The following is a 12,747-nucleotide window of genomic DNA, read 5'->3' as shown; positions in this document are numbered from 1 at the left end:
AGTGCGTTGAAATACAGAAGTCCGCGAGAGGTATACGAAGAATATCTAAGTTTTACAAAAGTTTCGTAATTTTTGTCCAATTTTTTGGGGGGCATTACACATAATTTTCATATACTACAATATAGATATCTCCTAAAGCTTTTTGAAATAACAATACATCAAAGTTATAAATTCTATATTTTTTATCGTGATCGATTTTTAATTTTCGCCCTATAATTTTCTTATTATTGCTATAAATCACTGTGTTATCTTGATCAATTAAAATAACATTTCTATCTAAAATATGAGTAACAATATAGTTAGGGTTTATATCAACACCTAAAACTCCGTATCCATTTCTCATTTCAACATATTTTGATATGGTTAGAATAATTTCACCAGTAACAGCATCAATATATGGTGGGGAAACTTGGAAAAAATCCTTTTTTTCCAAAGATTTTTTAAACCAGGGCCTATCTTTGGGCAACAAATTTTCTGGGATTTTAGCTTCAGGAATAAAGACAAGGTTCTTTTCAGGAAGAGAAAAATAAACGTGCTCTATCATATTTTTATAATTTTCATAGAAAATTTTTAAAATATTTTCAAGATTTTTCTTATCTTCAAATAAACTTTTGTCCTGGCTTAAAACATTTAAAAAATTTCCAACATGTAATCCCAAATCATTCCACTCGCGCACAGATTTGGAAAGTTGTAATTCCAATTGAAAAAACATAGCTCTTATTCCTAAAAGCGTCATAATGATTCCAGCAATTATTCCAATAATTACAATCGGCAAAATAATATGGTTTCTTATTTTCCTTTTTATAAAGTGATTGATTGTCAATCTATCACTCCCAATGCTATTTTTATACAATTTATATACAACTTAATTTTATCATAAAAATCTTTTATATAAAATGGTATATAATATAAAGTGTAGTAGACATATACCTAAAAAAAGATCATTTAATTGGAGGGAGAATATGGTAGGAAAACTAACAGTAATCACTGGTCCAATGTATTCTGGTAAAACTACTGAACTTTTATCATTTGTAGAAATCTATAATATAGGGAAGAAAAAAACAATCGTATTTAAACCATCGATCGATAACAGATATGGAGAAGACATAGTTTCAACACATACGGGATTTAAAGTAAAAGCTCATAAAATCTCAAAATCAATCGAAATATTAAATCATATTTCAAATAATATCGATGCAGTATTTATAGATGAAGTACAATTCTTTGACGAAGAATTGATAAATGTAGTCAGAAATCTTATCTTTAAAGGTATCGATGTTTACTGTGCAGGTCTTGATATCTCATATCTAGAAAAGCCTTTTAAAACAACGGCAAATTTACTGGCAATTGCAGATGAAGTTATTAAAAAGAAAGCAGTATGTGAAAAATGTGGGGAACATAGAGCAACTTATTCTTTTAAAATAACCCAAGACGATAAAGAAATAGATATTGGTGGAAAAGAAAAATATATAGCTTTATGTAGAGAATGTTTAAAAGAGATAAAAGTTAATAAAACACTGTAGGAGGTGGAAAGTATGAAGAAACTTTTAGGTATCTTAATTATTTTTTTAGCTGTATCCTTATTATTTTCAACTGAAGTAGTTATCTTACACACCAGCGATTTGCATGGAAACATTTTACCAATTAATTATGCTACAAATTCTCCATCAGATGTGGGGCTTGCAAAAATTGCAACCCTGGTAAAACAGTTTAGGAATGAGTATCAAAACGTAATAATTGTAGATACTGGAGACTTAATTCAAGGAACCCCTTTGGAATATTATCATGCAAGAATAGATAACAAGCCAGCCGATCCAATGGTACTTGTAATGAACAAACTAGGTTACTCTGCCTGGGTAATAGGAAATCATGAATTTAACTATGGATTAGAGGTTTTAAAAAAAGCAGTTTCTGAAGCTCAATTCCCTGCTTTAAGCGCCAATATAATAGATGTAAAAGAAAATTCATCTTTATTTAAACCTTATCATATAGTAAATGTTGGAGATATAAAAATTGGAATTTTAGGACTTACCACTAAGTACATCCCCAATTGGGAAGATCCAAAAAATATCGAAGGTCTTGACTTTTTAGATCCAGTAGAAGTTGCTAAAAAATACGTTGATATTCTTAAAAACAAAGAAAATGTTGATATAGTAATTGTTGCATATCACGGTGGCCTTGAAAGAGATCCTCAAACAGGAGAACCAACAGAAGAATTAACCGGTGAAAATCAAGCTTATCAACTCTTACAAGAAGTTGATGGAATTGATGTTTTACTACTTGGCCATCAACATAGAACTATTGCAACAAAAATAAATAATGTGCCAGTTTCAATGCCTTCTTACTGGGGAAAATCACTTGGAAAGATTGTTTTAAAACTTGAAAAAAAGGATAATAAATGGCAAGTTATTGATAGCTCAGTAGAGCAAGTTTCTGTAAAAGGAGTTACCGCAGATGAGGAAATTACTTCTTTGATAAAACCATATGATGAAAAAGTTCAAGCATGGTTAGATCAGCCCGTTGGATATGCAGATGGAGATTTTTGGGTAGAAAATCCTCTTTTTGCAAGGCTTCAAGACAATCCTTTAATAGAATTTGTGAACAAAGTTCAAATGTACTACAGCAAAGCTAAAATTTCATCTACTGCTCTCTTTAATAATAGCATTAAAGGATGGAAAAGTGGACCTATTACATTAAGAGATATTAACGCAGTTTATATCTACCCAAATACCTTGAAAGTTATTAAAGTCACTGGTAAAGACATAAAAGATGCTTTAGAAAAAAGTGCTGACTATTTTGTTATGGAAAATTATATGGTTTCAGTCAATAAATCTTGGGTTGAACCTAAACCTAGACATTATAATTATGACATGTGGGAAGGGATTAGTTATAAAATAGTTCTCAACAATCCTTCAGGAAATAGAATAATAGATTTAATGTTCGAAGGAAAACCAATTGAAATGGATAAAGAATACGAAATTGTCCTTAACAACTATAGAGCAGGTGGCGGTGGTGGCTACACAATGTTTAAAGGAAAACCAGTTGTTAGAGAAGTAATGATGGAAGTTTCAGAATTAATGGCAGATTACATTCTTGAACACAAAAATATTAAAGCAACAACTGATAACAATTGGCAAACTGTTGTTAAATTTGAATATGTTATTAATCCTGGTGAAAATCTCTGGTCAATCTCAAAACGCTTAGGTGTTTCACTTAATGATTTAATAAGATGGAATAATATTAAAAATCCATCGCTTATAAAACCTGGAACTAAATTGGTATATTACAAAAATTACATCGACACTATACCACCAATAAAAGAACTAATAAACTTCTAAAAATTAACTTTTTTAAGAAATTTGTCTTTAAAAACTTTATTCATGCTTACAATAATGCCCGTTTCTAGTAAAAAAACTAGAAACGGGTATTTTTATTTAAAAGAAATATTTATGTATATGATTTTGTACTTTTAAAACCTTTTATCACCAAGATTTATTAATTCTGAATCTTTTTATAATAAGTATAAAAAATACCCCATTCTTGCCTTAAGTTAGAATGGGGTATTTATAGTTTAAGACTATTTATAAAGGATGGTTCTTTTCAGTGTTAATATTTTTTATTTTATTAAATCAAAAACATCCTCTAAACCTTGCTTTTCAACTTGAAATTTATAAAATCCAAAAAATTTATCCATATATTTATCTCTTTCCTTTGAATATTTATCAGCAAAGTTAGCTGTAGATCTTGAAACAGTATCATGATCCCTTGTCTCTTTAATCGCATCCATTAGATATAAAACTGTATAATCCATGTTTATAGCAGCCATATATAAGTCTTGATTTGCACTATAAATTTCAGAATTTTCTATTCTATCTCTTAAAGAATCAAGTTTACTAATTATATCTTTTAATATTTTTCTTTTATCTTCTAAATATAAAATCATATAAGAATATGTTTCATTTCTATCTTGCATTTTATTAACTTCATTAAAAATCTTACCTGTTATTAAATTTTCTTTTAAAACATCATATCCAATTTCTTTATCTAGAGCTTCTAAATAGGATTTAAAATCTTTAATTTTATTTGATTCTTGAGTTTTTTCAACTTCTTGAGATTCAATTTCTTCTGTTACTGGTGATGAATCTTCTTCAATATCTTCTTGAGCAATTGGAGTTTGAACACTATTTGCTGCAACTTCTTTATCCTTAGATGGTATAAGTATCACTGCCACTGCCAAGACTATAACTATCAATATAAAAAAACCACAACCTTTAACCAGTTTTCTCATAAATCTACCTCCTCTAAAGTTAGTAAAAAAATTATATTTCCGACAAGGTTATACCATAATAAAAGCATTAATCAATCTATGGTACAATTGATAACGGCAGATTATCATAAAAGAGGGGGATAACAATGATAGATTTTGACAAAATCATTGAACGGCGTGGAACAAACTCGTATAAGTGGGATTATGGATATAATGAATTATATGATAATTTATTACCTTTATGGGTAGCAGATATGGATTTTGAAGCTCCAAAAGAAGTAATTGATGCAATAAAAACAAGAGCAAAGCACGGAATATATGGATATACTTTTAGGCCTGAAGGGTATTATAAATCAATTATAAAATGGTTTAATGAAATTCATAATGTAAAAATAAAAAAAGACTGGATTGTTCCAATCCCTGGAGTGGTTCCAGGAATTGCATTTGCAATACAAGCTTTAACAAATCCTGGAGATAAAATAATAATACAACCTCCGGTTTATAGACCTTTTTATGAAGTAATTAATAACCTTGGAAGAAGAATTTCTTTAAATCCCCTAATTGAAAATAACGGATATTACAAAATGGATTTTGAAAATCTTGAAAAAATTATTGATAATAGAACTACAATGTTAATTTTATGTAGTCCACATAATCCAGTAGGAAGAGTATGGAAAAAAACAGAGTTAGAAAAATTAGGTGAAATATGTTTAAAGCACAACATAACAGTTGTATCCGATGAAATTCATGCTGATATAGTTTATTCTCCAAATAAACATAATATGTTCTTTTCAGTATCTGATAAATTTTTAAACAATAGTATTGTGCTTACTGCTCCAAACAAAACTTTTAACATAGCAGGTCTTCAAACTGGTAATGCATTTATTCCAAATAAGTTTATAAGACAAAAATTCGAGGCAGTTATAAATTCACAACACCTAAACTTAACTAATATATTTGGAATTGTTGCAACTGAAGCAGCATACACATACGGAAAAAGCTGGCTCAATCAATTAAAAAAATATCTTTATGACAATGCCGTATATGTCAAAAAGGCGCTAGAAAAAAATACCAATGTTAGAACTTTAATACCTGAAGGAACTTTCCTTATGTGGCTTGATCTTAGAAAATATAATACTGATATCCATGAAAAATTATTAAAAAATGGGTTGTGGTTAAATCAGGGTAAAGAATTCGGAAAAGAAGGAGATGGATTTGAAAGAATGAATATTGCAACCTCAAGAAAAATAATTGAAAAGGCAGTAAAAATAATAATTAGTAGTTTAAATGATCTTGAATAATCTTTCAAAAGCCCCCAAAATATTGTTTTTCATAATCTTTGAGGGCTTTATAATATACTTAAATTAAGATTTTACAAGCCTAGTTCTTTTAAAACAATAACAACCTTGATCCTTCCAGGATGTCTATAACCACTTTCTATTATTGTATAATAATTACAAATTCTTTGGTGTGATGCACAATCAACACAATAACCTGTTTGAGCGCATGGAGTATTAAGATTCAACCTTTTTGTATTCATAGGAGAAATATACCTTATCCTCTCTCTTGCTTCTTCTAAATTTTTTACCACCTTATTAACACTAGTAACCAAAATAACATTTTTGGGGCCAAAAATAACTGCAGCAACTCTATTACCGTTCCCATCTAAAAGCGCAATTTCACCATTTTCAGTTATTGCATTAGCACTACATATATAAAAATCTGAAAAAAACGCTTTTCTTTCTAATTCTTCCTTCTCTTCTTTTGTTTTTGCACTATATCTATCCAAAAAGTTATATTCTTCAGTTCTTAACTTTTCTAGTAGTCCTATTTGATTAAGTGTTAAAGAACCGCCTGTTGCAACCGTTGAACCCTTAGGAATTAATTCTAAAACTTTTTCTAATGCTTCTTTTTCATCTTCTACAATATATGCTTCATGACCTTTTTTGTTTAAAGCATCAGCAACTTTGTTTGCCACCGATTTATACTTCCATAAATATAATTCGTCTCTCATTCTACCACCTTCTTCTATTCAATATTTCTTTCAATCTTAAATGATAACGATTTAAAAGAAAGAGTTATATCTACATCTTCGACCGGGATATTCGTTCTAAGTTTCACAGGTGCAAAATTAACAATTCCCTTAATTCCCAATTCTTCCAATTTATCTACAACCATTTGAGCAGCATTTTCTGGAACCGCTAGAACTGCTATTTCTACAATATTTTTCTTAAAAAAATCATCAATTTCAGAAAAATGTTTAACAATTAACCTTCCTATCTTTCTACCAACTTTTGATCTATCAGCATCAAAAATACCTATAACATTAAACTTTTCCTTTCTTAAACCTTCATAATTTGCTATAGCACTACCAATATTTCCTGCACCAATAACAATGACATTCCAATATTTATTAACGCCTATTATGTCTTCTAGCCTTTCCATTAATTCATAAGTATTATATCCAACTCCTCTTTTTCCAAACTCTCCAAAGTATGATAAATCTTTTCTAACTTGGCTAGATTTTATGCCAAGTCTTTCTGCTATATCTTTTGATGCAACGTATTCAATGCCTTCTTCATACAATCTATTAAGACACCTATAATAAAGCCCTAATCTTTTAATAACAGGTCTTGGAATCTTTTTCTCCATATTCTCAACCCTCCTATATTTTTTGTGAAGTTAGTCACAATAAATTATACTATATTTTTCACAAATAATTCAAGTAATAATTTGCCTTCGATTTTTCAATAAAAATATTAAATTTCTGGAAATATTAAAAAATAATATGTAGATAATAACCTATATCCTATTTTTTTTAATATTTGAACAAATTGAAAAATATGATATAATACAATTCGAAATTGGATAATAATACTCGGAATTTAATAATTACTTCAAATTTTTAATTGCTTTTTTAAAGGAGGGATATTGTGTATATTTCAGTATTTATTGTGACCTATTTCACATGGATATTACTAACAGGTTACAACGATATTTCTGAGCTAATTGTAGGCTTTTTTGTTTCACTAATTGTTGCCAGTGTTCTAAAAAAGTATTATAGAATAAGATTTGATTCAAAATTTTTAGTAAGATTTGTTAAATTTGTATTAGTTTATTTACCTGTATTTATATGGGAAATGATAAAAGCAAATTTTGACGTTGCCGCAAGAGTCTTAAATCCGAAACTTCCAATTAACCCAGGTTTCGTAAAAGTTAAAACAAACCTTAAAAAAGAAGCCTCAAAACTTACCTTAGCAAATTCAATTACACTTACCCCTGGCACACTCACCTTAGATGTTAAAGATGATACCCTCTTTATTCATTGGATTGATGTAAAAACATTAGATGAAAACGAAATAAAAGAAAAAATTAGTGGAACATTTGAAAAGATTTTAAAGGGGGTATTCGAATGACAATTATTAACTATATTTTCTTTGGATTTGTAGGTTTGGGAGTATTATTTTCCTTTCTAAGAATATTGCTTGGCCCAACAAGTGCCGACAGAGTTGCTGCATTAGATACATTGAATGTAGTTTTAACTGGAACTATCGTTTTTTTAGCTTTAGTATTCAATAATGGACTATATCTTGATATCGCTCTAGTATACGGTCTTCTTTCATTTACTGAAACAGTTGTGATATCTCGTTACTTGGAGGGGAAAAAATGAGTATATTAGGATATATTCTAATAACTATAGGAGCATTTTTTTATTTTTTAGGCGGGCTAGGCATTTTTAGAATGCCAGATGTTTATAACAGGCTACAAGCTGGAACAAAAGCTACCACTCTTGGTTCATTTTCAGTAATATTAGGAGTCGGGTTAGTTAATCTTGATTATCTACCTAAAGCATTAATTATAATCGCTTTCATTGCATTAACAAACCCCGTTGGAAGTTCTGTTCTTGCAAGAGCTGCATATTTGAAAGGTATAAAGCCTACTGAAAAGACAAAAGTTGACGAATATAAAGGTGGTGATGAAAAATGACTATTGTCATTATATTCGTCGGAATATTAATGATTATTTCTGCCATTTATGCAATAGAAGCAAAAAAAATGCTAGATTCATTTATATCATTATCACTTTTAAGTTTGTTATCAGTTTTTTTGTTTGTAATAATGAAGGCTCCCGATGTTGCAATTACAGAAGCTGCAGTTGGAGCTGGTCTTACTACAGCTGTTTTAATCTTGGCATTACAAAGAGTTGGTGGTGATGAAAAATGAGAAGAGTATTTTCAATTCTTATAGTATTAGGCTTGATTTTATTTTTTGTAAATTCTCTTTCTATTCTACCTGAATATGGGAAAGTTAAACTTTCAAAAGTTTCCAGTGCATATATAAATAAAAGTGTTAATGGAAACAGTGAAAAAGTCACATTTGGTAAATCAAAAGATTTAGAAGACGGTTCTGCTAATGTAGTTACATCTATAGTAGTCAATTATAGATCTTTTGATACACTTGGTGAAGTAACTGTATTATTTACCTCTGCATTAGGCGTTGGATTAATATTACATGGCTATAAAAGAAAAAAATACGGAAGACAACCTAACTTTATTCTAAGAATTTCTGTAGGTATTTTGCTTCCATTAATTCTTTTGTTTGGTGCTTATATATTTATTCACGGACATCTTACCCCAGGTGGTGGGTTCCCTGGAGGTACAATAATTGCTGCAGGTATTTTACTATTGTATCTTTCTAACGAAGAATATGAGCTTTCTAAAGCTTCCAAATTCGTTGAAAGTGCTGCAGGAAGTTTGTATGTAATAGTTGGTCTAACAGGATTAGCAGTTTCAGGTATATTCTTACTAAACTTCCTCCCAACGGGAGTAGTTGGTAATTTGTTTAGCGCTGGAATAGTACCAATAGTGTACATATTAATTGGTTTTAAAGTAGGTGCTGAACTTTCAGGAATAATTGCGGATTTGCACAGGGAGGAGGGATGACAATGGTATATTATATCTCTTTTATATTAATAGGAGTAGGAATTTATGGAATACTGACTCAAAAAAACTTATTTAAAACATTAGTATCATTAACAATAATTGATACTGCAATTAACATTCTTATAATTTCACTTGGTTACATTGAAGGAAACGATATTCCAATTTATTCAAAATATACACAATCGGCTAACTTTGTTGATCCACTCCCACAAGCATTGGTACTTACAGCAATTGTTATAGGCGTAGGTACTTTAGCATTAGGTGCTTCTCTATTAATTAGAGTATATGAAAAATATGGAACTTTAGATACTGAAGAAATCGCCGTTAAGGAGGCGAGAAAATGACAGCTTTATTAATTGCTATTCCCTTAGTTTCTGCTTTCATATTTGTACCATTTAAAGAAAAATCAAAATATATTCTTCCATTTATCGTATTAGCCAACATCATTTTATTATTTAATCTTCCACTTGATACTGCAGAATCCATGGGCGGTTGGAAAGCACCATTTGGAATAGTATTAGTACTTGACTCTGCAAGCTTTTATACTTTATTAGTCGTTAATATTATTTTCTTACTTATCTCCCTAATGCCTCAAATAACGGATAAAGGTCTATCAATAATCTTATTAATTTTATTAGCCTCTACAAATGGTCTAATATTAACAGGTGATATATTTAATTCATTTGTATTTATGGAAATCACAGCAGCTGCAGCATATATTATTGCTTCTTCAAAGAAAAATTATTATGGAGCATATAAATATTTGATTGTTGGAAGTATTGCCGGTGGCTTTTACCTCTTAGGTGCAATATATTCATATCTTGGAACTGGATCATTAAATTTTGCAGATATTTCCTTAAATATGAAAGAATCGTTCCTACCTTATGTTGCACTTATGTTGTTTATTGGACTTGCTGTTGAATCAAAAATACTCCCATTAGCTGGATGGGTCCCAGACGTTTACGCTTCAGGTTCACCACTTACACCTGCAATTTTGGGTACTGGAGTTACATTTACAATGATTTATTTATTAAGCAGAATTTTTATTACTGTATTTAATGGATATTTCCTTGATGTAATTTACATCTTTGGATTATTAACTCTTATTTTAGCTGAAATTGCAGCATTTAAACAAGAAAAACTATTAAAAGCCTTGGCATTTTCATCTATTGCTCAAGCAGGTTTAGTTTTAAGCGTTATTTCTTCAAACACTTATTATTCATTAAAAGCCGGATATTTCCATCTCCTTAATGATGCCACAGCAAAGATAATTTTATTTGTAATAGCTGCAACAGTTGTTGGCAGCTTTATGAAAAACAAAACTGCTGGAATTTCTTTTAGTATTGCTTCTTTCTCTTTGATTGGTTTTCCACTATTTGCAGGTTTTAGAAGTAAATTGTTAATTTTACAAAGTTCATTTGAAAGTGGAAACTATATTTTACCAGCAGCATTACTATTCTCAACTATTATTGAAGCAGCTTACTTATTAAAATGGAATATACATCTTTGGTACGAAAGTAACGAAAAATCAGAAAAAATTCCTTGGAATATAGTTTTAATCACTCTAATAATGTCACTATTCATAATATACATTGGATTGTTCCCAGATACATATTTAAAAATTGCTGAAAATATAACAAACGGCTTAATGAATTACAAAGCTTATGTAACTACAGTTCTGGGAGGGATGTAAATGATTTCTATTACAAATCTAATATTAGTGTTTCTGTTTGGTTCTTTAATTAGTTATCTTTTAACAAAAGCAAACAAAGTTTTAGGTTCTATATTTAACTTTCTCATTTCTTCATATGCATTATTCTATGTTTGGAATGTTAATGTTGGAAAAACAGAAAAGTTGTTTAATGTTTTTGGTGATATTGAAAGTTCATTAAAAGTAACATACTTAGGAAAGTTTTTTGCAATTGTTAGTTTTTTAGTATTGGCCTTTGTTTCATTTTTTATAATTGATTGGATAAGAACTAATTCAAAAAATTCTGCAGCTTTTAATGCATTTTATTTGTTAATGGCCGGTGGCTCACTTGGAGTATTTTTTGCAAATGATTTAATAACATTGTATATTTTCTGGGAAATAGCAGTTTTAGGATCATTTTTAATTATCCCTATGGGCAATAAAGATTCAAAAAAGGCTGCTATAAATTATGCAGTTATGAGTGCTATTGGAAGCTATATGTATCTTTTTGCAACTTTTTCGATTTTGAACAGGTATGGAGTAATATCGTTCGACAGAGTAATAAATAAGTTATCTAATGAAAGTTCCACATCATATATTTGGTTTATCATACTATTTATCTCTTCAGCAGGTATAGTAAAAAGTGGTATTTTCCCACTTCACACCTGGCTCAGAAAAGCATATGGTAGTTCTCCAGATGCATTTACTGCAGCTTTTTCTGGTCAATTATCAAAACTAGGCTCATATGTTTTAGCAATATCCTTTGCAGTATTTCCAACAATGAAATTGTTCCCACAATTTTATCATGGTATACCAACTTTAAACTATTTATTAATTTGGCTTGGTAACATTTCTATAATTTTAGGAACGTTTATGGCTATTAGGCAAAATGATATGAAACAGCTTATCGCATACTCCTCGATTGCCAACGGCGGATATATACTAATTGGATTAGCCTCACTTGATAGTATAGGTTTTGCAGGAGGACTTTTCCACGTTTTCAATCACGCTATAATTTCAGTTATGGTATTTTTGTCTTTTGCTTTAGTAATTCTTAGAACAGGTACATCGAAAATTGATGAAATGGGTGGTTTAATTTGGAGAATGCCTATGACCTTTGTAACATATCTTGTAGGAATTATTTCACTTGCTGGAATTCCACCAACAAGCGGATTTATTTCAAAATGGATGATTTTTAATACTCTAGTTAGAAAGGGAATGTTTATAACCGCAGCAATTGCATTTATTGGAAGTGTAGGTTCATTTTTATACGTTTTCAGGCCTCTTGCAGGTGTATTTTTGGGCCAACTAAAGAAAAAACATTACAATTTAAAAGAAGGATCATTTATAATGTTGTTACCTATGTTGTTAATGGTTGCTTTAACAGTTTTATTGGGAGTTTATCCAAAACCAATACTTGACTTAATTGTTTCTGTTGAAACAGAACTTGGAATTAAACCATTAGAACACTCTGGAATAATAATCAAAACACCTTTAGGTTCATGGAATACTTTAACAGTGTTTATAATGTTTGCTGTTGGATTTATTATTGCACTTGTACTATATCTATTATTCCCAAAAGCAAAAAAGGTAGAACTAACAAATCAATACACAGGAGCAGAATTTCTATACAACTATGACTTGTATCACTATGCAACAGGTTTTTATAGATTTATTGAACGATTATACGATAAACATCCATCATTCGAAAAACTCTATGAAATGGTATCCACTTTCTTTAAATCTATGGGGGATTTTATAACCGGTTTAGTTTACAAGACGGGACCAAGTGGTTATGTATTCTGGATTTCAATAATAATCCTCATAATATATTGGGTGAGGTGGTAA

The 12,747-nt window shown here is 29.9% G+C and carries 15 protein-coding genes; 11 read left to right on the top strand and 4 right to left on the bottom strand.

The window, feature by feature from the left end; genetic code table 11:
• Positions 1-94: 94 nt before the first annotated feature.
• Positions 95-823, bottom strand: a complete 729-nt coding sequence (locus tag JG780_RS04215) for a PDC sensor domain-containing protein (RefSeq protein WP_287569304.1) — start codon at positions 821-823, stop codon at positions 95-97.
• 139 nt (positions 824-962) lie between these two features.
• On the opposite strand from JG780_RS04215, the gene JG780_RS04210 reads away from it, so the two are divergent.
• The gene (locus JG780_RS04210) at positions 963-1,523 is read left to right on the top strand and encodes a thymidine kinase (protein ID WP_287569303.1); all 561 of its coding nucleotides are present in this window, start codon (positions 963-965) and stop codon (positions 1,521-1,523) included.
• Positions 1,524-1,535: 12 nt separating this feature from the next.
• Positions 1,536-3,338, top strand: coding sequence for a 5'-nucleotidase C-terminal domain-containing protein (locus JG780_RS04205; RefSeq protein WP_287569302.1), 1,803 nt, complete (start codon positions 1,536-1,538; stop codon positions 3,336-3,338).
• Between the two features lie 278 nt (positions 3,339-3,616).
• Here the strand turns inward: JG780_RS04205 and JG780_RS04200 are convergent, their stop codons facing one another.
• Entirely contained in the window at positions 3,617-4,288 is a 672-nt protein-coding gene (locus JG780_RS04200; protein WP_287569301.1) for a hypothetical protein, read from the bottom strand.
• Positions 4,289-4,413: 125 nt separating this feature from the next.
• On the opposite strand from JG780_RS04200, the gene JG780_RS04195 reads away from it, so the two are divergent.
• Positions 4,414-5,568 carry a MalY/PatB family protein gene (locus JG780_RS04195; protein ID WP_287569300.1) on the top strand — a complete coding sequence of 385 codons (1,155 nt, stop codon included), beginning with the start codon at positions 4,414-4,416 and terminating at the stop codon, positions 5,566-5,568.
• Positions 5,569-5,639: 71 nt separating this feature from the next.
• On the opposite strand, the gene JG780_RS04190 is transcribed toward JG780_RS04195, so the two are convergent.
• Complete coding sequence (locus tag JG780_RS04190) at positions 5,640-6,281, bottom strand: lactate utilization protein (protein WP_004102548.1); 642 nt, start codon at positions 6,279-6,281, stop codon at positions 5,640-5,642.
• Between the two features lie 14 nt (positions 6,282-6,295).
• Positions 6,296-6,919: a redox-sensing transcriptional repressor Rex gene (locus tag JG780_RS04185; protein WP_012580357.1), complete on the bottom strand. Its 624-nt coding sequence runs from the start codon at positions 6,917-6,919 to the stop codon at positions 6,296-6,298.
• Between the two features lie 281 nt (positions 6,920-7,200).
• Here JG780_RS04185 and JG780_RS04180 point away from each other — a divergent pair, with 281 nt between their 5' ends.
• From JG780_RS04180 to JG780_RS04145, 8 genes are read left to right on the top strand one after another with little or no spacing between them, the layout of a single operon-like run.
• Complete coding sequence (locus tag JG780_RS04180) at positions 7,201-7,683, top strand: Na+/H+ antiporter subunit E (protein WP_287569297.1); 483 nt, start codon at positions 7,201-7,203, stop codon at positions 7,681-7,683.
• Entirely contained in the window at positions 7,680-7,937 is a 258-nt protein-coding gene (locus JG780_RS04175) for a cation:proton antiporter (protein ID WP_012580355.1), read from the top strand. Before JG780_RS04180 ends, JG780_RS04175 begins: the two co-directional genes overlap by 4 nt.
• Complete coding sequence (gene mnhG, locus JG780_RS04170) at positions 7,934-8,254, top strand: monovalent cation/H(+) antiporter subunit G (protein ID WP_287569296.1); 321 nt, start codon at positions 7,934-7,936, stop codon at positions 8,252-8,254. The genes JG780_RS04175 and mnhG overlap by 4 nt, the downstream gene beginning before the upstream one ends.
• On the top strand, positions 8,251-8,490 hold the full coding sequence (locus JG780_RS04165; RefSeq protein ID WP_012580353.1) for a Na(+)/H(+) antiporter subunit B: 240 nt from the start codon (positions 8,251-8,253) through the stop codon (positions 8,488-8,490). The genes mnhG and JG780_RS04165 overlap by 4 nt, the downstream gene beginning before the upstream one ends.
• Positions 8,487-9,209, top strand: coding sequence for a Na(+)/H(+) antiporter subunit B (locus JG780_RS04160; protein ID WP_004102528.1), 723 nt, complete (start codon positions 8,487-8,489; stop codon positions 9,207-9,209). The genes JG780_RS04165 and JG780_RS04160 overlap by 4 nt, the downstream gene beginning before the upstream one ends.
• A 2-nt stretch (positions 9,210-9,211) precedes the next feature.
• On the top strand, positions 9,212-9,553 hold the full coding sequence (locus JG780_RS04155; protein ID WP_287569294.1) for a sodium:proton antiporter: 342 nt from the start codon (positions 9,212-9,214) through the stop codon (positions 9,551-9,553).
• Positions 9,550-10,902 (top strand): complex I subunit 5 family protein, encoded by a 1,353-nt coding sequence (locus JG780_RS04150; protein ID WP_287569293.1) that lies wholly within the window; start codon positions 9,550-9,552, stop codon positions 10,900-10,902. The genes JG780_RS04155 and JG780_RS04150 overlap by 4 nt, the downstream gene beginning before the upstream one ends.
• Positions 10,903-12,747 (top strand): proton-conducting transporter transmembrane domain-containing protein, encoded by a 1,845-nt coding sequence (locus tag JG780_RS04145; RefSeq protein WP_287569292.1) that lies wholly within the window; start codon positions 10,903-10,905, stop codon positions 12,745-12,747.

The sequence above is a fragment of the Thermosipho sp. (in: thermotogales) genome, from assembly GCF_020054775.1.
GTDB classification, from domain to species: Bacteria; Thermotogota; Thermotogae; order Thermotogales; family Fervidobacteriaceae; genus Thermosipho; species Thermosipho africanus.
The sequence above is the reverse complement of the archived record's forward strand: the minus strand, read 5'-3'. Positions and strand labels throughout refer to the sequence as shown.

Bases quoted from the DNA above. Each gene is read 5' to 3' on its own strand.
- JG780_RS04210 (WP_287569303.1), top strand. From the start codon at position 963: ATGGTAGGAAAACTAACAGTAATCACTGGTCCAATGTATTCTGGTAAA.
- JG780_RS04205 (WP_287569302.1), top strand. From the start codon at position 1,536: ATGAAGAAACTTTTAGGTATCTTAATTATTTTTTTAGCTGTATCCTTA.
- JG780_RS04200 (WP_287569301.1), bottom strand. From the start codon at position 4,288: ATGAGAAAACTGGTTAAAGGTTGTGGTTTTTTTATATTGATAGTTATA.
- JG780_RS04195 (WP_287569300.1), top strand. From the start codon at position 4,414: ATGATAGATTTTGACAAAATCATTGAACGGCGTGGAACAAACTCGTAT.
- JG780_RS04190 (WP_004102548.1), bottom strand. From the start codon at position 6,281: ATGAGAGACGAATTATATTTATGGAAGTATAAATCGGTGGCAAACAAA.
- JG780_RS04185 (WP_012580357.1), bottom strand. From the start codon at position 6,919: ATGGAGAAAAAGATTCCAAGACCTGTTATTAAAAGATTAGGGCTTTAT.
- JG780_RS04175 (WP_012580355.1), top strand. From the start codon at position 7,680: ATGACAATTATTAACTATATTTTCTTTGGATTTGTAGGTTTGGGAGTA.
- mnhG (WP_287569296.1), top strand. From the start codon at position 7,934: ATGAGTATATTAGGATATATTCTAATAACTATAGGAGCATTTTTTTAT.
- JG780_RS04165 (WP_012580353.1), top strand. From the start codon at position 8,251: ATGACTATTGTCATTATATTCGTCGGAATATTAATGATTATTTCTGCC.
- JG780_RS04160 (WP_004102528.1), top strand. From the start codon at position 8,487: ATGAGAAGAGTATTTTCAATTCTTATAGTATTAGGCTTGATTTTATTT.
- JG780_RS04155 (WP_287569294.1), top strand. From the start codon at position 9,212: ATGGTATATTATATCTCTTTTATATTAATAGGAGTAGGAATTTATGGA.
- JG780_RS04150 (WP_287569293.1), top strand. From the start codon at position 9,550: ATGACAGCTTTATTAATTGCTATTCCCTTAGTTTCTGCTTTCATATTT.
- JG780_RS04145 (WP_287569292.1), top strand. From the start codon at position 10,903: ATGATTTCTATTACAAATCTAATATTAGTGTTTCTGTTTGGTTCTTTA.